Raw genomic sequence first — 19,876 nt, 5'->3', positions numbered from 1 at the left:
ATCTTAAATCCAATCAGTTGATTGAGTCTGAATTAGAAAGGTCGCTACCCACTTTTTCCTCTGCTTTACGATCCGCTTCTTGCTGAGCCATTTCTTTGGTTGAAATTTCAACCCCATCTTTGTCTAGGTTCATGGTGCCCGCTTCGATATTCGCTTTTAAACGAGCCATTTGGCGAATGATTTGACTGGCAGCCAGTTTGCGCATTTCATCTTCCAACATATCGCGTTCAACAGATTTTGCTAGAGCACTTAATGGGTTATCCAAATAGCTGCGCGTTACACTGGTCGTAAACGTTTTTTCACCAATATTAGGAATCGTTACGCGATAGTTTGCGCGGAATGTAAGTTCTTTCTCTGCTGCACGAGTATTTTGGTAAAGAGATTGGGTTCGTTCGCCAAGAGATTCCGACAGTAAATGTAAATTAGGGATGTTCTCTGCTGGAGCCACGATTTCAACGGAGTTCATTCTTAGCTGGCTTTTTACAACGCGGGTAAAGGAGCTGTATTGGTCATAGCTGGTAAACGACATCGTGTCTAACGCATCAGGGATGTCGTAGTCACCACGTAAATGAAAACCGCAGGCACTCAAAAGAGAAACGAGTAGGATAACCAATGAAAATTGAAATGGAGAAGACTTTGTTAAGCGCATTAGTATGGTGTTCTCTGTTATCGAAAGACTTAGCTTAATCGACAAAAGGTTGTCGCCTAAGCTAAGTGCTTCACTGTGTTTCGTACGATAAAGAAGTTGCCAATATGGCAACTTCTCAAATTAAGCTGGGCAAATCAATCGACTTGCCCATTTCTGTCTTAGTTAGCAACGATGTTCAAAAGTTTCCCTGGAACATAGATTACTTTACGAATCGTTTTACCGTCGGTGAATTTCACCACGTTTTCATCGTTTAGACCTTGCTCTTCAACGCTTTCTTTTGATGCGTCTGCAGCAACGGTAATTTTACCGCGCATTTTGCCATTCACTTGAAGAATGATCAGTTTTTCATCTTCAACTAGTGCAGCTTCATCGTAAGTTGGCCAACTTGCATGGTCAACGTCACTTTCACCAAGCGCTTCCCACATTTCATAACAAATGTGTGGAGTGATTGGGTAAAGCATACGTACGATCGCTTTTAACGCCTCATCCATAATGGCACGATCTTGACCTTCAGCAAGTGACGCTTTCGTCAACTTGTTCATCAGTTCCATAATCGCAGCAATTGCAGTGTTAAATGTTTGACGGCGTTCAATATCGTCACTCACTTTCGCAATGGTTTTATGAACATCACGACGCAATGCTTTTTGGTCTGACGTTAGGCTAGCGGCATCAATAGCCGGTACGTCACCATGTTGAATGTGTTCGTTAACCAGTTTCCATACACGACGTAGGAAGCGGTTAGCGCCTTCAACGCCTGATTCTTGCCATTCAAGCGTCATATCTGCAGGAGATGCGAACATCATAAATAGGCGAACTGTGTCTGCACCGTATTTGTCGACCATTTCTTGTGGGTCGATACCGTTGTTTTTCGACTTAGACATTTTGATCATGCCAGAGTGCTCAACTTCACGGCCTTGGTCATCAACTGCCTTAGTGATACGACCTTTACCATCGCGCTCTACGTCAACTTTGGTTGGCGAGATCCACTCTTTGGTGCCTTTTTCGTTGGTTAGGTAGAAGGCATCAGCCAATACCATACCTTGACATAGCAATTTCTCGAATGGTTCATCAGAAGTCACGTAACCTGCGTCACGTAGTAACTTATGGAAGAAACGTGAGTACAGTAGGTGCATACATGCGTGTTCAATACCACCCACGTATTGGTTTACTGGCAGCCAGTAGTTTGCTTTTTCTGGATCTAGGATATCGTCAGCTTGTGGTGAGCAGTAACGAGCGTAGTACCAAGAAGATTCCATAAAGGTATCAAAGGTATCTGTTTCACGTAGTGCTGGTTCGCCATTAAAAGTGGTTTTTGCCCACTCTTTGTCTGCTTTGATTGGGCTAGTTACGCCGTCCATTACCACATCTTCAGGAAGAATCACTGGCAGTTGGTCTGCTGGTACTGGATGAACTTCACCGTCTTCGGTCGTGACCATTGGGATTGGTGCACCCCAGTAACGTTGACGAGACACACCCCAGTCACGTAGACGGAAGTTAACGGTTTTCTTACCTTTACCTTCTGCTTCTAGTTTTGCAGAGATAGCATTGAATGCCTCTTGGAATTCAAGACCATCGAACTCACCAGAGTTAAATAGTCGACCTTTTTCTGTGTACGCTGCTTCTGATAGGTCTGGTTCGCCGCCATCCAATGGTTGGATAACCGGCATGATGTCAAGACCGTATTTGGTTGCAAATTCGTAGTCACGTTGGTCATGTGCCGGAACCGCCATTACCGCACCAGTGCCGTAATCCATTAATACGAAGTTAGCCACGTATACAGGAACTTCACGGCCATTTAATGGGTGAATCGCAGTAAGGCCTGTTGCCATGCCTTTTTTCTCCATTGTTGCTAATTCAGCTTCAGCAACTTTGGTGTTACGGCATTCGTTAATGAAATCAGCCAACTCTGGGTTGTTTTCTGCTGCTTTCGTTGCAAGAGGGTGACCCGCTGCAATACCCACGTAAGTTACGCCCATAAGCGTGTCTGGACGTGTAGTGTAGACTTCTAGGTCTTGGTCGTGATCTTTTACTTGGAAAGAAAGTTCAACACCTTCAGAACGGCCAATCCAGTTGCGCTGCATGGTTTTCACCATTTCAGGCCAACCTTCTAGTTTGTCTAGGTCGTCAATCAATTCTTGAGCGTAAGCGGTGATTTTAATGAACCACTGTGGAATCTCTTTTTGCTCTACTGGAGTATCACAACGCCAGCAGCAGCCATCTTCAACCTGTTCGTTCGCCAAAACGGTTTGGTCGTTTGGACACCAGTTTACTGATGAGGTTTTTTTGTAAACCAAACCTTTTTCGTACAGCTTCGTAAAGAACTCTTGTTCCCAACGGTAGTATTCTGGACGACAAGTGGCGAATTCGCGGTTCCAGTCATAACCAAAGCCTAAAAGTTTAAGCTGGTTTTTCATGTATTCGATGTTTTCGTAAGTCCAAGGTGCAGGTGCAGTATTGTTTTTCACTGCTGCGTTTTCTGCAGGTAGACCGAAAGCGTCCCAACCGATAGGTTGCATGACGTTTTTGCCTTGTAGGCGCTGGAAGCGAGAGATTACGTCACCGATGGTGTAGTTACGCACGTGACCCATGTGGAGTCGACCACTTGGGTATGGGAACATTGAGAGACAATAGAATTTTTCTTTGTTAGGGTCTTCAGTGACAACAAAAGTTTTGTTGCTATCCCAGTGCTGTTGAACTTTCTGTTCAATATCTTGCGGGTTATATTGATCTTGCATCGATGATATCCGGTTATCTTGGAATTTGTGAGTTCAATTAGAATTGATACTAATAGATCGTCATAGAATACCTAAAGCTGGAGAGCACAACAATAGCCAATCCACATTGATGGAGGTGACTTATGCCAAAACAGAAACAAGGGTATGAAGCATTACTCGAAGAATTCGTCAAAAGGTTGCAACAAAGCCCTGAAGAAATAGGGCATTTGTTAGAAAACTCGGAAAAAGTCGTTAGCGCGGCGAACGAGATGACTAAAGACGAAATTGCGTTGATTTCTGCCTATGTAAAAGCCGACCTTAAAGAGTTTGCTGATGCGTTTGAGGAAAGTAAAAGTGGGCCATTTTATCTCACGATTACCAATAGCATCTGGCAGAGCTTACTTGATATTACCGACAAAACACGTTTGGAATGGATAGAGCTAGCGAAAGAGCTTGAGCAGCAGGGGCTCTACCAAGTTGGTGATGTGATTGGCTTGGGCGTTTTAGTGTGTGAACGGTGTGGATATAAAACCGAGTATATTCATGCTACTCGAGTGACGCCATGCCCTCATTGCGAGGGGAGTGCATTTCATCGTGAGCCATTGAAACCGTAATTGAGCTTGAACAGTGTTGGTTAATGAAGCTCTGAGTTCAGTATCTCTTTGGTCCATTGAGATATAAACAAGGCGCTCGTGAGCGCCTTGTTTGCATTTTTACCGCTAGATTAGCTTTGCTGAGCGTTAACTGCTTGATAGCGTCGGCGTAGCGCCCATCCAATCGTCACAACAATCCACATATATAAGGGCCATGAACCCCAAATATAATAAGGTGTTACCCCTTGGGTTGTCGGTACATCAGCCTTTAAGACGCCGGTTTCAAATTGAGGAATGGTATAGGCAATATGACCTTTGTAATCGGTAATTGCTGTGACCCCATTGTTGGTTGACCGAATAACAGGCTTGCCAAGCTCTAGTGCGCGCATTTGGGCGATTTCCATGTGTTGCAATGGACCAATCGAATGGCCAAACCAAGCATCGTTGGAGAGCGTTAAAATGAAGTCGGTGGTTTCATTTACATTGGCTCGCACTTGGCCACCAAATACGATTTCATAACAGAGTGCGGGCGCAAAAGAAAAACCATTTGCGATAATGTTTGGTTGAATGTAATCGCCTGCGGAAAAGGAAGACATGGGCAGATTGAAAAGTGGAGCCAATGGTCTCAAGAGCGATTCAAATGGCACAAATTCACCAAACGGCAGCAAGTGATGCTTATGATAACGGGCATCAATGTCGTAGTGATACCCATCACTTGGTGTTTTACCTAGGGTAAGAATGCTGTTGTAGAAGTGTTTTTGTTCATCCAAATTGATCACACCAGTGATAATGCTGCTGTTATTAATTCGTGCAGCATGGTCAAGGTTGGTCAGAAATGGCCTAACTTCATATTCGATCGCGGGAATTGCTGCCTCTGGCCAAATGATGACATCGGCGTCCCAATTTTCTCGAGATAAATCGACATACTTCATTAGGGTTGGCCAGCGCTGGTTAGGTAACCATTTTAACGCTTGGTCGATATTACCTTGAACCAGGGCGATAGAAGCTACTCGATTGGGATCGGGCGTTACCCATTGCGCTGATTTTAGGCCAAAACCTGCTGCGAGAAGCACGAGTGGAATCATGGCAATGCGCCAAGTACGTTTGAGCACCATATACGCGAGCGATGAGCCACATAGCACCACTAGAAACGTGAGTAGTTCGACGCCTCCGACTGGAGCGAAAGAGGCGAGAGGGCTGTCGATTTGGCTGTAGCCCAACCATAACCACGGGAAGCCAGTGAATACCCAGCCACGGAGTAGATCACAAATGAGCCATAAGGCTGGCGCCATGATAAAGAATCGGGTGCGACCAGAATGGGCAGCAAAGCGATTGAGTAACCAAGCGAATAATGCTGGATAGAGCGCTAGATAGGCAAAGAGCAGCGAGAGTAAAGCAATGGTTGCAATCTCAGGCATACCACCAAAAGTGTCGATACTGACATGAACCCAGCTAATGCCGGTGCTAAATTGACCTAAACCCCAGAAGAAACCTATCCACGCTGCCTGTTTAGTTGAACGTTGTTCAAGAAGCAAAAGCAGGAGCATAGGACTCAATATCGCCATTGGCCAATATTGATAAGGAGCAAAAGCGAGGGTAGTGAGAGCGCCAATGAAAGCGGCCGCTAAGGGCCGCTTTAGGCGATGAGTAACAACTTTAATCATCTGCAACTTTTCTGAACTCTTAATGGGTAAGAGGAAGGGTTAACATTACTCGTTAGTGGTTTGAGGTAATGATTCCAAATCAGGAATGGTGACATGAAGTTGCACCACACGACGGTTATCAGCTGCTGTCACTTTGAAGTTATAACGGTCGATTTCAACAACCTCACCACGACCAGGTAAATGCCCAAATGCCGTTGTGACCAAACCACCAATGGTATCCACTTCGTTATCGCTAAAGTTGGTATTGAATGTTTGGTTAAAGTCTTCAATTGTCGTCAGTGCTTTCACCGCGTAGGTGTGCTTGCTGAGTTTTCGAATGTCTAGTTGGTCGTCATCGTCAAATTCATCTTCGATATCGCCCACTATTTCTTCTAACACATCTTCAATGGTCACGAGTCCTGAAACACCACCGAACTCATCTACGACAATCGCCATGTGATATCGTTCCTCACGAAACTCTTTTAACAGGCGGTCGACGCGTTTACTTTCCGGTACAACCACAGCCGGACGAATCACTTCTTCGATGTTAAATGGTGAACTATTGGAGCCCAGATACTTAAGTAAGTCCTTCGCGAGCAAAATGCCTTCAACGTGATCTTTGTCTTCACTGATTATAGGGTAGCGAGAATGCTGAGCATCTGTAATCAGTGCAACAAGCGAGTCCAGATTGTCGTTACGATCAACGGTAACCATCTGGGAGCGCGGGATCATAATATCCCGAACACGCATTTCGGAGATTTCCATCACACCTTCGAGCATGTCTCGTGTGTCATGGTCAATTAGGTCATTGACTTCAGAGTCGCGGATGACATCAACGAGTTCTTGACGATCCTTGGGTTCTCCCTGAAATAATTGACCTAAACGCTCAAAGAAGGACTTTCTACTCGGACCGTCAGAACTTTGCGAATTATCTTCGTTCATTGTTTCTCATTAATATAATGCTATCAGATGTGTGATAGCTCACATATCACACGCTACCGAGTTGGGCTGCGTGTTACTCTTTTTCAGCTGCGTAGGGGTCTTCGAACCCCATTGCTAGCATGATATCTGCTTCAAGAGATTCCATCTCTTCAGCTTCATCATCTTCGATATGGTCATAACCTAACAGATGAAGGCTACCATGTACAACCATATGCGCCCAGTGTGAGGCTAAGGGCGTATTTTGCTCTTGTGCTTCACGTTCAACAACTTGGCGACAAATTATCAGGTCACCCAAGAGGTCAATGTCCATACCAGGAGGCGCTTCAAAAGGAAAAGATAGTACGTTGGTTGGCCTATCTTTGCCTCTATAATCAAAGTTTAGCTGGTGGCTTTCTGTTTCATCAACGATACGGATAGTCACTTCGGCTTGCTCTTGAAAGCCGCTTACTGCTTGCGTGAGCCAGTGAGAAAATTGGTCTGCGCTTGGCAGACCTTGTTCATTTTCACACGCAATTTGTAAATCCAGTTCAATGCTCATTATTCGTCGGATTCCTGAGGTTCTGAACGTACTAGAGTGGCATCTGCTTTTTGAGTTTCTAGCAATTTCGCTTCGCGTTCTTCACGACGACGTTTTTCGTACTCTTTGCGCTCTTTTTGATCTTGAATTTCCCATTTCTCATAGGCATTCACGATGCGAGCAACAACTGGGTGACGAACAACGTCATCGGCGATAAAGAAATTAAAGCTAATTTCATCCACTTCGCTCAATACTTCAATCGCATGACGAAGGCCAGAACGAGCACCACGAGGTAAGTCTATCTGGGTAACATCGCCTGTAATTACCGCACGAGAGTTAAAGCCAATACGTGTTAAGAACATTTTCATCTGTTCAACAGTGGTGTTTTGACTTTCATCAAGGATGATAAAGGCGTCGTTCAACGTACGACCACGCATATAAGCCAATGGAGCCACTTCAATGACGTTACGTTCAATCAGTTTTTCTACTCGCTCAAAGCCCAACATTTCAAATAAGGCATCGTAAAGTGGGCGCAAGTAAGGGTCCACTTTTTGGCTTAGGTCTCCGGGTAAGAAACCAAGTTTTTCCCCAGCTTCCACAGCAGGACGAGTTAATAGAATGCGTCGAATCTCTTGACGTTCTAGCGCATCAACGGCGGCGGCGACGGCCAGATAGGTTTTACCTGTACCCGCAGGGCCGATACCAAACGTAATGTCATGGGTAACCATGTTCATCAGGTACTGTGCCTGATTGGGTGTACGCGGTTTGATTACGCCTTTCTTGGTTTTAACAAACACTTCTTTGCCGTGAGCAATTGCAGATTCAATATGCGTGTTTTGCTCAAGTACACCGTGTTCCTTGATAGAAAGATGAATCTGATCCGGCTCAATATCGGGAATGTCACCACGTACTGGCGCGGTATCCACATAAAGCGTTTTTAGAATATCGATGGCAGCCTCAGTAGTATGAGGTTTACCAACAACAGTGAATACGTTGTTACGGTGGTTAATTTCAACACCTAAGCGGCGCTCAATGTGTTTAATATTATCGTCGAAAGGACCGCATAGGCTTGCCAGGCGGCGGTTATCAGAAGGTTCGAGATTGATCTCGACAGTAACGATTTTATTGCTCAAATTAGCCTCTCAATAATGTCATTTTAGGATGCCCGATTGGGACCGGGCACCTAATGACAGTTTATACGAGCTTATGGAGTAAAAGTAGCGACTCCTAGCTCATCTTCACGACGAGTTTTCGCCATCATTTCTGATGGAGAAGTGACAACGCGAAGGTTCATCTCTTGCTCAGTACGAATTAGCTCACCACGAAGTGAGTTAGGGAATACGTCCACGATGTTAACATCAACAAATTGACCGATAAGGTCTGCAGACCCCTCGAAGTTAACAACGCGGTTGTTCTCAGTACGGCCACGAAGTTCCATTAGGTTCTTCTTCGATGGACCTTCGACCAAAATACGTTGCTCGGTGCCCAGCATCTGACGCGAGTAACGCATAGCTTGTGAGTTGATCTGCTGTTGCAGTTCATACAAACGTTCTTTCTTCACATCCTCGGACAAATCACATGGGTAATCTGCGGCTGGAGTGCCTGGGCGAGCAGAGAAAATAAAACTAAAGCTCATGTCAAAATCAACATCGCGAATCAGTTTCATCGTATCTTGAAAGTCTTTGTCTGACTCGCCAGGGAAGCCAACGATAAAGTCAGAACTGATTTGGATATCAGGACGTGCTTTGCGTAGCTTACGAATAATAGATTTATATTCGATACCAGTGTGTGGACGTTTCATCATAGTTAGGATGCGGTCGCTGCCACTTTGTACTGGTAGGTGCAAGAAGCTTACTAGTTCTGGTGTATCTTCGTATACGGCGATGATGTCGTCAGTAAACTCAAGCGGATGGCTGGTAGTAAAGCGAATACGGTCAATACCATCGATTGAAGCAACCAGACGCAGCAACTCTGCAAAAGTGCAAATATCGCCGTCGAACGTCGCACCGCGGTACGCGTTAACGTTTTGACCAAGAAGGTTAACTTCACGAACGCCTTGATCAGCAAGTTGGGCGATTTCGTAAAGAACGTCATCCATTGGGCGGCTAACTTCTTCACCACGAGTATAAGGTACGACGCAGTAAGTACAGTATTTTGAACAGCCTTCCATGATTGAAACAAATGCTGTTGGACCTTCGGCGCGAGGCTCAGGTAAACGGTCAAACTTTTCGATCTCAGGGAAAGAAATATCCATCACAGGGCCATGATCTACCTGCGACTGTTTGATCATTTCTGGTAGACGGTGCAATGTCTGTGGACCAAAAATAACGTCAACAAATGGGGCGCGTTGACGGATGTGATCCCCTTCTTGTGTCGCCACACAACCGCCCACACCGATGACAACACCAGGCTTCTTATCTTTTAAAGTTTTCCAACGACCAAGTTGATGGAACACTTTTTCCTGTGCTTTTTCACGGATAGAGCAGGTGTTTAGTAGTAGGACATCTGCTTCCTCTGGTTCTTCGGTCAGCTCATAGCCATTGGCAGCATGAAGCAGGTCGGCCATTTTTGATGAATCGTATTCGTTCATCTGGCATCCCCAGGTTTTTATTAGCAGTTTCTTACTCATCTCACTTTCGCTCGTTTAATAGTTCATCTGTTGTCTTTATACCTAAGCTACCTCTAGAAGGAAGAATAGCAGGTAGAAGAAGCTTAGGTATCACCACTTTGGTGGCAATAAGCGGCGTATTGTACTTCTTTAAAAACGGGCTGACTAGTCATGACACGAAATCTATTGTAAGCATTGTGCCATCAGGCTTTTGACCTTGTTTGAGTTAGGGTTTTTTCGCAAAATAATTCGCAAATAGGGCGCGACTACGTACAATACGGTTAGAGGCAAAATAACGTAAGAAGTTGTGAAATATGAACAAGTTTGATGTGGTAATTATTGGTGGTGGCATGGTCGGCGCTGCTTTGGCGGTAGGTTGGGCCAAGCAAGGGCGTCAGGTTGCGGTGGTAGAAACGGCAACGCCCCAAGCTTTTGATGAAACACAGCCAATGGATGTGCGTATTTCCGCCATTTCACAAACCTCGGTTGACCTACTGAGTTCACTGGGAGCATGGTCAGCAATCAACGAGATGCGTGTTTGCCCTTATCGCCGCCTAGAGACTTGGGAGCATCCGGAATGCCGTACTCGCTTTAACAGTGAAGACCTAGGATTAAACCAGCTTGGCTATATGGTGGAAAACCGCATTATTCAACTTGGTCTTTGGCAGCAATTCTCCGCGGAGAATATTACTCTGTTTTGTCCTGACCGCTTGGCATCGATACAGGGTGAAGATGAAAAGTGCATTACGTTAGAGTCGGGGGCTCAACTTTATGCGCCATGGGTTATTGGTGCTGATGGGGCTAATTCCAAAGTGCGCAACATTGCAGGTATTGGCGTGACCGCTTGGGATTATAGACAAAGCTGCATGTTAATTAACGTAACCACAGAGTTACCGCAGCAAGACATTACTTGGCAGCAGTTTTTCCCTTCAGGCCCACGTTCATTTTTGCCGCTTAGTGGTCATCAAGGTTCTTTAGTATGGTATGACTCACCAAGTCGCATTAAGCAGTTAAATCTGCTCTCCTCTGAACAATTACGCCAAGAAATATTACGCTATTTCCCTGCAGAATTAGGTGATGTGCAAGTGCAGCAACATGGCCACTTCCCGCTAACTCGCCGCCATGCGCAAAACTATGTTAAAAACAGATGTGTAGTGATTGGCGATGCTGCGCACACCATTAACCCGCTAGCAGGGCAGGGAGTGAATCTAGGTTTTAAAGATGTATCGGTATTATTAGAAGCAACAGAGGGTCATAGCGCGCTCACATTGAAGCAGTTTCAAGCATACGAGCGTCGCCGCCGACCTGATAACCTACTGATGCAAAGTGGGATGGATGTGTTTTATAAAGCGTTTAGTAATGAACTTACTCCATTGAAGTTGGCGCGTAACGCATTACTGAAAGTAGCAGAACATTCAGGTCCAATAAAAAAACAGGTGCTGCGTTATGCACTTGGTTTGAATTAGCCTCAGCCCAAAACAAAAAACGCTGCCCTAGGCAGCGTTTTTTAATCGCATTGGCTAAATAAAATTATTTAGTAACGCGTAGTACAGGCGTTTCACCAACAACAACAGAACCAGAAAGTTTGTTCAACTCTTTGATTTCGTCCATGTTAGAGATAACAACTGGAGTCAAAGTAGATTTTGCTTTTTCTTGTAGAAGAGCAAGATCGAATTCGATAACAGTGTCACCAGCTTTAACGCTTTGACCTTCTTCAGCGATACGTTTGAAACCTTCGCCTTTCAGTTCAACAGTGTCGATACCGAAGTGAACGAATAGCTCAACGCCGTCGTCTGATTCGATAGAGAACGCGTGGTTAGTTTCGAAGATTTTACCGATAGTACCGTTAACAGGAGCTACCATCTTGTCGCCAGAAGGCTTGATAGCAATACCGTCACCAACGATTTTTTCAGCGAACACGACATCTGGCACATCTTCGATGTTTACGATTTCACCAGAAAGTGGTGCGATGATTTCAATTGCACCTGCATCAGCGCTGTCGTCAGAGACTAGCTTCTTAAGTTTGTCAAACAGACCCATTGTGTCATGCTCCTAACGTTTAAAATTTTTTCAGTCGAAGTATAGTATAACAATCAATGACATTAGACGACTACTTTTGATCGTCTAATGCCTTGGTTATCACTTCGATTATTTGGTTTTTTCAGCGATGAATTTATCAACGCAAGCTTGGATCTCTTCAGCAGTCGCTTTAGACAATGCTTCGTCTGCCATTGCTTTCACTTCTGCGAAATCGGTGTTGCGGATGATCTTCTTCACTTTAGGAATAGAGATACCGCTCATTGAGAACTCGTCTAGACCCATACCTAAAAGCAATAGAGTCGCACGTTCGTCGCCTGCTAGTTCGCCACACATACCAGTCCATTTGCCTTCAGCGTGTGAGCAATCAATAACACGTTTGATTACGCTCAATACTGATGGAGACAGTGGGTTGTACATGTGAGAAATCATTTCGTTACCACGGTCTACTGCAAGAGTGTATTGCGTTAGGTCGTTAGTACCGATTGAGAAGAATGATACTTCTTTAGCAAGGTGGTGAGCGATTGCAGCAGCTGCTGGTGTTTCAACCATCACACCGATTTCGATGTTGTCATCGAATGCGTAACCTTCGCTACGAAGTTCTGCTTTGTACTCTTCTAGAGCCGCTTTCAGTTCGCGAATCTCTTCAACAGAGATGATCATCGGGAACATGATGCGTAGTTTGCCGTGAGCAGAAGCACGTAGAATACCACGTAGCTGGTCACGTAGGATTTCGCGACGCTCTAGGCTGATACGGATTGCGCGCCAGCCCAAGAATGGGTTCATCTCTTTTGGCAAATCCATGTATGGTAGGTCTTTGTCGCCACCGATATCCATAGTACGGATAATCACAGATTGGCCTGACATAGACTCAGCAACTTCTTTGTACGCTTCGTACTGTTCTTGTTCAGTAGGAAGAGCATCACGGTCCATAAATAGGAACTCGGTACGGTATAGGCCTACACCTTCACCGCCATTGCGTTTGATGCCGTCACAGTCTTTTACAGTACCGATGTTGCCACAAAGTTCAACGTGGTGACCATCAAGAGTCACGGCAGGAAGATCTTTCAGTTTCGCTAGCTCTTCTTTTTCTGCTAGGAATGAAGCTTGAACGTCTTTAGCTTGTGCAAGTTCAGCATCTGAAGGGTTAACAATGATTTTGTTGTTAATTGCATCAAGAATCAGTGTGTCACCGGTTTTAACTTTAGCAGTAATGTCGTTAGTACCCACAACCGCTGGCAATTCAAGAGAACGAGCCATAATAGAGGTGTGAGAAGTACGGCCACCGATATCACAAGCAAAACCTAAAACATAGTTTAGGTTGATTTGTGCAGTCTCAGAAGGAGTCAGGTCGTAAGCTACCAGAATAACTTCTTCACTAATGTCACTTAGAGAAACGATATTGATACCTAGCGCGTTCTTAACGAAACGAGAACCGATGTCACGGATATCCGTTGCACGTTCTTTTAAGTATTCGTCGTCTAGAGATTCTAGCGCTGCCGCTTGCTCTTCAATAACAGTGTGGATTGCGTTGTCAGCGTGAAGTTTCTCTTCTTTAATCAGAGTCAGAATTTCTTCTTCTAGCTCTTCATCTTCCAGCAACATAATGTGGCCTTCGAAGATCGCTTCTTTTTCTTCACCGAACGTTTCAAGTGCTTTTTGCTTGATCACTTCAAGTTGTTGAGCTGACTTATTACGCGCATCGTAAAAACGTTGCACTTCGGCTTCAACTTGAGCGTCAGAAATAGTGTTGGTGTTGAGGACAATTTCATCTTCTTGAAGTAGTAATGCTTTACCAATAGCAATACCAGGAGATGCTAGGATGCCTGAAATCATAGCGTTACCTTAAACTGGTCATCTGTAAACGTGAAATGAGAGACAAAGTTCACTAATTATTTAGCTCATTCTTTGCCTTATTTCCAACAAAGCCATTTTGCACTGGCAAAATGGCTTTAATAGAAATGGTCGTATTAGTGAAGTTGATCCATTAGAGCAACTAGGTGATCAACTGCTTCTTGCGCTTGTGCACCTTCAGCTGAGATAGTCACTACAGTACCTTTTACAAGGCCTAGAGTTTGCAGCTTGAATAGGCTTTTTGCGCTAGCGCTTTTACCATTTGAAGTTACAGTGATGTCCGCGTCAAAAGCTTTAGCTTCTTTTACGAATTGTGCTGCTGGACGAGTGTGAAGACCGTTTTCTGCAGTAATTTCTACTTGCTTCTCGTACATGTGATATACCCCAATTAATTTATATTTTTGTAAGATTGTTGACCAGTCATAGCTTACCTTGATAGCCACAAATGTGCCAGAGTGACATTTACTTTGAAGCCATCAAAAGCTTTTCTGATTCATTTTCGCGACCGCTGGAACTATGACGTTCTCAAGCGTTCGTAGTACAAACTTGGTCACTTCTTTATTTTGAAGCGAAAAATAAAACAGCCCGATATTACCAAAGGGCGAGCTAGAATCAACAAAAAAGCCCCGGCAAGGGGCTTTTTTACAAGAAAATTTGATTTGGCTACGTATTTACTGTTCGTTCTCTTTCTCAGTGAAAAAACCAGCAAACAATGCAGTTGAAAGATAACGTTCACCAGAGCTTGGTAGAATGGCAACGATAGTTTTATCTTTATATTCAGGTAGTTCCGCAAGACGGTTAGCGGCGATAACTGCTGCACCAGAAGAAATACCAGCAAGGATACCTTCTTCTTCCATTAGGCGGCGAGCCATGGCAATTGCATCATCTGAAGGGATAGTTTCTACGCGATCGATCAGTTCTAAATCTAAGTTTCCAGGAATGAAACCCGCACCGATACCTTGGATTTTGTGTGGTCCAGGTTTGATCTCTTCGCCAGCGAGCGCTTGAGTAATAACAGGAGATTCAGCGGGTTCTACTGCGACTGAGGTGATCTGTTTACCTTGTGCTTTAAGGAAACGAGAAGTCCCGGTTAGAGTACCACCTGTGCCCACACCAGCAACGAATACGTCCACTTGACCATCAGTTGCATCCCAAATTTCAGGACCTGTAGTTTTTTCGTGGATTTCTGGGTTAGCAGGGTTGTTAAATTGTTGTAGCATCAGATATTTAGCAGGGTCACTAGCAACAATTTCTTCAGCTTTGTTGATAGCACCTTTCATACCAGCTGCTGCTGGAGTAAGCACGAGGTTTGCCCCTAGAGCTTTAAGCAGTTTACGGCGTTCAAGGCTCATTGACTCAGGCATAGTTAGAGTCAATTGATATCCACGCGCTGCAGCAACGAAAGCAAGAGCAATACCAGTATTACCACTGGTTGGTTCTACAAGTTCAACACCTGCTTTTAGTGAACCTTTTTTCTCTGCGTCCCAAATCATGTTTGCGCCAATACGACATTTAACGCTAAAGCTTGGGTTACGAGATTCTACTTTGACCAGTACGTTGCCTTTGCTGACTTTGTTAAGACGAACGAGTGGTGTATTACCAATAGTTAGGGAGTTGTCTTCGTAGATTTTGCTCATTGTGATGTTCCTTCATTTCGCACGGGATCGTGTCGATAACATTGTATCGAAGTGAATATGCTAAGAAGCATATTCACTTCACTAGTCAGGTAAAAGGACTAAAAAGTTATAAGATATAGTCTCTTATTACATTCTGTATTGTTATCTATCGTACTAAAAGGCTCCCACCTATAATGAGTTAGCTACGGTTCTTAAACTCATCGCGATATTCGGCGACCCACATGGCTGTCGCGCCACACACTGCGATAGGAACCACAAACAAATTGACTATTGGGATTGTGGTCAATACGGATACCACCACACCAAACCCATAGGCTTTTGATTGTTTTTGTTTCAAGCTCATACGCATAGAGTGAAAATCAATTTTGTGGTTATCGAAAGGATAATCGCAGTATTGGATTGCTAGTGTCCAAGCAGTGAAGATAAACCAAGCAATGGGACCTATGGTTTGCCCTAGTGCAGGAATTAATAACAAAATAAACAGACCTAATGCTTTCGGGAGCATATACATTAGTTTGCGCCATTCTCGGCTCAGAACTCGTGGCACGTCTTTTACGACATCAAGAATGCCGTCGTCGTTTATTTTTTGGCCCGTAAGCTTCTCTTCCACCTTTTCTGCCAACAAACCATTAAACGGTGCTGCAATAAAATTGGCTAACGTACTAAAAAAATAAGAAAACGTCGCTAATATTGTAATAACAAGTAACGGCCAAATGACATAACTTAACCACGATAGGAAATCGGGTAGGTGAGTCATCCATTGATCAATCCAGCCACCTAAGTGTTGAAAAAGGAAGTAAAGAGAACCACCTACTAGCAAAATATTGGCCAGTAGTGGCAAAAGCACAAAGCGGCGAATACCTGGTGAAAACGCCAGTTCGAGTCCGTAAAAAAAGTAGCCAAAGCCAGAGCGTTGTTTTGGTTGCATTAATTTTGTTCCGAGTCGGTGTTAAACAATTTTCAGCTGTCATTGTATTGTATCTGAGCGATACCGTCATAAAAGCTGGGTAAAAATTACAGCAAGGTTGGAAGTTCTTACATTAAGTTGTTCAAAACAGGGTAAGAGTTTTGGTAAAGTAACGAGATGAACTGACAAACCTACTTGGTCAACAACGTTCTATTTATCGACATAAACTCAGAACATCAAAAGTAGAGAAACTGAGAGTTTAAGATGCAGGAATTGCGATTCGTACTCATTATTGTTGGCGGGCTAGCGATAGCCGCTTTACTATTTCATGGTCTTTGGACCTCTAAGAAGGAAGGAAAATCCAAGTTTGGAGAGAGACCTCTGCAAAAAATCGATGTTGACCAAGAGGAAGATGTATCTTTAGGTAAACAAGACGCAGAGCCTACATCAATGCGTAAAGAACCCAATTTTGGTGATGTAGAAGCCGATCCCGTTGACCCTTTAATCGGATCATTTTCATCGGCCGAGCCGGATGTTGAGGAAGTAAGTGTTTCTATTGATAATCCTTACGCGAAGACAAAAGAAACAGATAACTCTGCGGTAGAAGAAGATGATGTTTCTGTTGCAGAAATAACAGAACCCCAAGTTGAAGAACCTGGAGAAGAAGAGCTGGAGGTACTGGTTCTGAATGTCCATTGTTCGGGTAATGAGCCTTTTGTGGGGACAAAATTATTTGATAGCATGCAGCAAAATGGTTTGCTCTACGGTGAAATGCATATTTTTCACCGCCATGCTGATCTTTCTGGGACGGGTAAAGTACTGTTCAGTGTCGCCAATATGATGCAACCAGGCACACTAGAACATGATGACCCAGACAGCTTTACAACTAAAGGTATCTCTTTCTTCATGACATTGCCTTGCTTTGGTGATGCTGAGCAAAACTTTAAACTGATGCTCAAAACCGCACAACAAATTGCGGATGACATGGGGGGAAATGTGCTAGATGATGGTCGTAACTTAATGACACCAGATCGCCTTGCTGAGTACCGCCACCAGATAAGAGATTACAAGGCCCGCAAAGCCAACGCTTAATTAGAAAATATAATGCAAAGGCTCCGGGCGGGGCCTTTTTTCATCATGCAAGAGAATAATAACGATGCAGAATGTCGAGCACAGACTCAAAGAATTACGCGAAACCCTTAATTATCATGCAGTCCGTTATTACGTGGAAGATGATCCAACCATTCCGGATGCAGAGTACGACCGTCTTATGCGTGAGTTACTGACGTTGGAAGAACAACATCCAGAGTTGGTAACATCCGACTCGCCAAGCCAACGTGTTGGTGGTGCGCCGCTGGATGGATTTGAATCGGTTGCTCATGACATTCCAATGCTATCGCTTGATAACGTGTTTGATGATGAAGAACTTGATGCCTTTTTCCGACGTATGGGCGATCGCGTTCCTGCGGCAACATCGGCTCGTATCTGTTGTGAGCCTAAACTTGACGGGCTTGCCGTAAGTCTATTATACGAAAATGGTGTGTTAGTTCGAGCTGCAACACGTGGCGATGGTGCGACTGGTGAAAATATCACAGAAAACGTTCGCACCATTAAATCGATCCCTTTACATCTTAGTGGGGAAGGTTGGCCAACACGTATTGAAGTGCGTGGCGAAGTCTTCATGCCTAAAGCGGGCTTTGATCGCTTGAACCAAAATGCGATCAAAAAAGGCGAAAAAACCTTTGTTAACCCGCGTAATGCTGCGGCGGGTAGCCTACGTCAGTTAGATTCACGTATTACTGCTAAACGACCTTTAGCCTTCTACGCCTACAGTGTTGGTGTCATTGAAGGTGGTTCTTTAGTGGATAGTCACTATGAACGTTTTATCCAGCTTAAAGGCTGGGGCTTACCTATGAGTCCCGAAGTTAAGCTGGTGGATAGTGTTGAAGCCGTTAAAGCCTATTATCAAGACATTATGACACGCCGTCCTGAACTACCTTATGAGATTGATGGTGTGGTGATCAAACTTGATGATATCGCAATTCAAGAAGAGTTAGGTTTTGTTGCTCGAGCTCCGCGTTGGGCAATTGCTTATAAGTTCCCTGCTCAAGAAGAGATGACCCGTCTGAATGATGTTGAGTTCCAAGTAGGTCGAACTGGTGCCATTACACCGGTGGCTAAGTTAGCTCCTGTTTTTGTTGGTGGTGTTACCGTGAGTAATGCAACGCTACACAATGCCGATGAAATTGAACGACTTGGTGTTGAAGTAGGCGATACCGTGATCATTCGTCGCGCAGGTGATGTTATCCCTCAGATTGTCTCTGTTGTTAAAGAGTTGCGTCCCGAAGACTCTCATCCAATCCTGTTCCCAACCCATTGTCCTGTGTGTGGTTCTGAAGTAGAACGTGTTGAAGGAGAGGCCGTTGCTCGTTGTAGTGGTGGTTTGGTTTGTCCTGCACAACGTAAAGAAGCACTTAAGCACTTTGTTTCGCGTAAAGCTCTTGATGTTGATGGTTTGGGCGAAAAAGTCATTGAGCAGCTAGTGGATAAGGAATTAGTGGCGACGCCAGCGGATTTATTCACGCTGAGCGCAGGTCAGTTGACGATATTAGAACGTATGGGCCCTAAGTCGGCGCAAAATGTTGTTAATGCGTTGACCAAAGCAAAAGAGACAACTTTACCTCGATTCTTATACTCACTCGGTATTCGCGAAGTAGGGGAAGCAACAGCGCTTAACTTAGCGCAGCATTTCCTTACGTTAGAAGCGATTATGCAAGCATCGGTAGAGCAATTGATAGAGGTGCAAGATGTCGGTGCTATTGTTGCGAATCATGTGAAGGCCTTTTTCGACCAAGAACGTAATCAGCAGGTCATCACTCGTTTACGAGATCTCGGCATGCATTGGCCGGATTTGGCGGCCAAAAGCGATGCTGACGCAGCCGCACAGCCATTGTCTGGCAAAACCGTCGTACTAACGGGGAGTTTGACTCAGTTATCACGTAACGATGCTAAAGCCGCGCTGCAAGCGCTGGGCGCTAAAGTGGCGGGTAGCGTATCGAAAAATACCGATATCGTTTTTGCCGGTGAAGCTGCAGGCTCAAAATTGGTAAAAGCACAAGAGCTAGGCGTTGAAGTTCGTACTGAACAAGATCTGCTGGACTTACTCAGCCCCTTGGCGTAAACCGATTGAAAATGAGTAACAACAATGCCCTGACTCTGGTCAGGGCTTTTTTCTTTGTGGTAGTTTATACCCAAATGAGCTCTCAAAGGGCGAGTTGTATTTGCTGAAATAGCATCTTGAGGTTACTTGGATATATACCAATACCGTTTAAGAAAAGGGGTCTATCGATGATGAATATTAGTGAGGTAGCAGAAAAAACAGGACTTACCGCTAAGTCGATTCGTCTTTACGAAGAAAAAGGTTTGATTGCAGCGCCCGTGCGCGCGGATAACGGTTACCGGACCTATCAACAACATCATATCGATGATTTATTGCTTATCGCGCGTTGTAAACGAGTAGGCTTCAGTTTGGATGAATGTAAGGCGATGTTGATGCTTGCTAACGATCCAACTCGACAGAGTAAAGCGGTGAAGCAACAAGCACAATTGAAGTTAGAGCAGGTGACCAAAAAACTCAATGAGTTACGGTTAGTGCAGCAACAACTGCAAGAATGGGTAAACGAATGCCCTGGCGATGAAAATAGCGAGTGCCCAATCATCGAAGATCTCAAAGGGCACTGCTGTCATTGTTCAAACTAAGCGATTAGTTTACCAA

17 protein-coding genes are annotated in these 19,876 nt (G+C 44.5%); 5 read left to right on the top strand and 12 right to left on the bottom strand.

Going from position 1 to position 19,876, the window contains the following annotated elements:
* Positions 1-13: 13 nt before the first annotated feature.
* Together JCM16456_RS11130 and leuS are read right to left on the bottom strand one after the other, a co-directional pair.
* Entirely contained in the window at positions 14-649 is a 636-nt protein-coding gene (locus JCM16456_RS11130; RefSeq protein ID WP_068714323.1) for an LPS-assembly lipoprotein LptE, read from the bottom strand.
* Between the two features lie 158 nt (positions 650-807).
* Positions 808-3,384, bottom strand: a complete 2,577-nt coding sequence (gene leuS, locus JCM16456_RS11125; protein ID WP_068714321.1) for a leucine--tRNA ligase — start codon at positions 3,382-3,384, stop codon at positions 808-810.
* A 122-nt stretch (positions 3,385-3,506) separates the two neighbouring features.
* On the opposite strand from leuS, the gene JCM16456_RS11120 reads away from it, so the two are divergent.
* Positions 3,507-3,977, top strand: coding sequence for a zinc ribbon-containing protein (locus JCM16456_RS11120; protein ID WP_068714320.1), 471 nt, complete (start codon positions 3,507-3,509; stop codon positions 3,975-3,977).
* Between the two features lie 110 nt (positions 3,978-4,087).
* Here the strand turns inward: JCM16456_RS11120 and lnt are convergent, their stop codons facing one another.
* From lnt to miaB, 5 genes are all read right to left on the bottom strand, one after another.
* Complete coding sequence (gene lnt / locus JCM16456_RS11115; protein ID WP_068714319.1) at positions 4,088-5,620, bottom strand: apolipoprotein N-acyltransferase; 1,533 nt, start codon at positions 5,618-5,620, stop codon at positions 4,088-4,090.
* Between the two features lie 45 nt (positions 5,621-5,665).
* Entirely contained in the window at positions 5,666-6,541 is an 876-nt protein-coding gene (gene corC / locus JCM16456_RS11110) for a CNNM family magnesium/cobalt transport protein CorC (RefSeq protein WP_068714318.1), read from the bottom strand.
* A 73-nt stretch (positions 6,542-6,614) separates the two neighbouring features.
* The gene (gene ybeY / locus JCM16456_RS11105) at positions 6,615-7,079 is read right to left on the bottom strand and encodes an rRNA maturation RNase YbeY (protein WP_068714317.1); all 465 of its coding nucleotides are present in this window, start codon (positions 7,077-7,079) and stop codon (positions 6,615-6,617) included.
* Complete coding sequence (locus JCM16456_RS11100) at positions 7,079-8,191, bottom strand: PhoH family protein (protein ID WP_068714316.1); 1,113 nt, start codon at positions 8,189-8,191, stop codon at positions 7,079-7,081. The genes ybeY and JCM16456_RS11100 overlap by 1 nt, the downstream gene beginning before the upstream one ends.
* Positions 8,192-8,262: 71 nt before the next feature.
* Complete coding sequence (gene miaB, locus JCM16456_RS11095; protein ID WP_068714314.1) at positions 8,263-9,687, bottom strand: tRNA (N6-isopentenyl adenosine(37)-C2)-methylthiotransferase MiaB; 1,425 nt, start codon at positions 9,685-9,687, stop codon at positions 8,263-8,265.
* Between the two features lie 293 nt (positions 9,688-9,980).
* Here miaB and JCM16456_RS11090 point away from each other — a divergent pair, with 293 nt between their 5' ends.
* Positions 9,981-11,132 carry a 2-octaprenyl-3-methyl-6-methoxy-1,4-benzoquinol hydroxylase gene (locus JCM16456_RS11090; RefSeq protein WP_068714313.1) on the top strand — a complete coding sequence of 384 codons (1,152 nt, stop codon included), beginning with the start codon at positions 9,981-9,983 and terminating at the stop codon, positions 11,130-11,132.
* A gap of 64 nt (positions 11,133-11,196) precedes the next feature.
* Here the strand turns inward: JCM16456_RS11090 and crr are convergent, their stop codons facing one another.
* From crr to cysZ, 5 genes are all read right to left on the bottom strand, one after another.
* Complete coding sequence (gene crr / locus JCM16456_RS11085) at positions 11,197-11,706, bottom strand: PTS glucose transporter subunit IIA (protein ID WP_068714311.1); 510 nt, start codon at positions 11,704-11,706, stop codon at positions 11,197-11,199.
* A 108-nt stretch (positions 11,707-11,814) separates the two neighbouring features.
* A complete protein-coding gene (ptsI, locus tag JCM16456_RS11080; RefSeq protein WP_068714309.1) occupies positions 11,815-13,539 on the bottom strand; it encodes a phosphoenolpyruvate-protein phosphotransferase PtsI in 1,725 nt (574 codons plus the stop codon).
* 134 nt (positions 13,540-13,673) lie between these two features.
* Positions 13,674-13,931 (bottom strand): HPr family phosphocarrier protein, encoded by a 258-nt coding sequence (locus tag JCM16456_RS11075; RefSeq protein WP_068714307.1) that lies wholly within the window; start codon positions 13,929-13,931, stop codon positions 13,674-13,676.
* A gap of 297 nt (positions 13,932-14,228) precedes the next feature.
* On the bottom strand, positions 14,229-15,194 hold the full coding sequence (gene cysK, locus JCM16456_RS11070) for a cysteine synthase A (RefSeq protein WP_068714305.1): 966 nt from the start codon (positions 15,192-15,194) through the stop codon (positions 14,229-14,231).
* Between the two features lie 178 nt (positions 15,195-15,372).
* The gene (gene cysZ / locus JCM16456_RS11065; protein WP_068714303.1) at positions 15,373-16,122 is read right to left on the bottom strand and encodes a sulfate transporter CysZ; all 750 of its coding nucleotides are present in this window, start codon (positions 16,120-16,122) and stop codon (positions 15,373-15,375) included.
* 243 nt (positions 16,123-16,365) lie between these two features.
* On the opposite strand from cysZ, the gene zipA reads away from it, so the two are divergent.
* The 3 genes from zipA (at position 16,366) to cueR (ending at position 19,860) form a co-directional block, all read left to right on the top strand.
* Complete coding sequence (zipA, locus tag JCM16456_RS11060) at positions 16,366-17,193, top strand: cell division protein ZipA (RefSeq protein WP_068714300.1); 828 nt, start codon at positions 16,366-16,368, stop codon at positions 17,191-17,193.
* A 64-nt stretch (positions 17,194-17,257) separates the two neighbouring features.
* Positions 17,258-19,282 carry an NAD-dependent DNA ligase LigA gene (gene ligA, locus JCM16456_RS11055; RefSeq protein ID WP_068714298.1) on the top strand — a complete coding sequence of 675 codons (2,025 nt, stop codon included), beginning with the start codon at positions 17,258-17,260 and terminating at the stop codon, positions 19,280-19,282.
* 170 nt (positions 19,283-19,452) lie between these two features.
* The gene (cueR, locus tag JCM16456_RS11050; protein WP_068716046.1) at positions 19,453-19,860 is read left to right on the top strand and encodes a Cu(I)-responsive transcriptional regulator; all 408 of its coding nucleotides are present in this window, start codon (positions 19,453-19,455) and stop codon (positions 19,858-19,860) included.
* The last annotated feature ends 16 nt before the right edge of the window (positions 19,861-19,876 follow it).

Source organism: Vibrio tritonius, from assembly GCF_001547935.1.
In the GTDB taxonomy this organism is placed as follows: Bacteria; Pseudomonadota; Gammaproteobacteria; order Enterobacterales; family Vibrionaceae; genus Vibrio; species Vibrio tritonius.
Note: the sequence above shows the minus strand (reverse complement) of the source record. Positions and strands in the feature narration are given on the sequence as shown.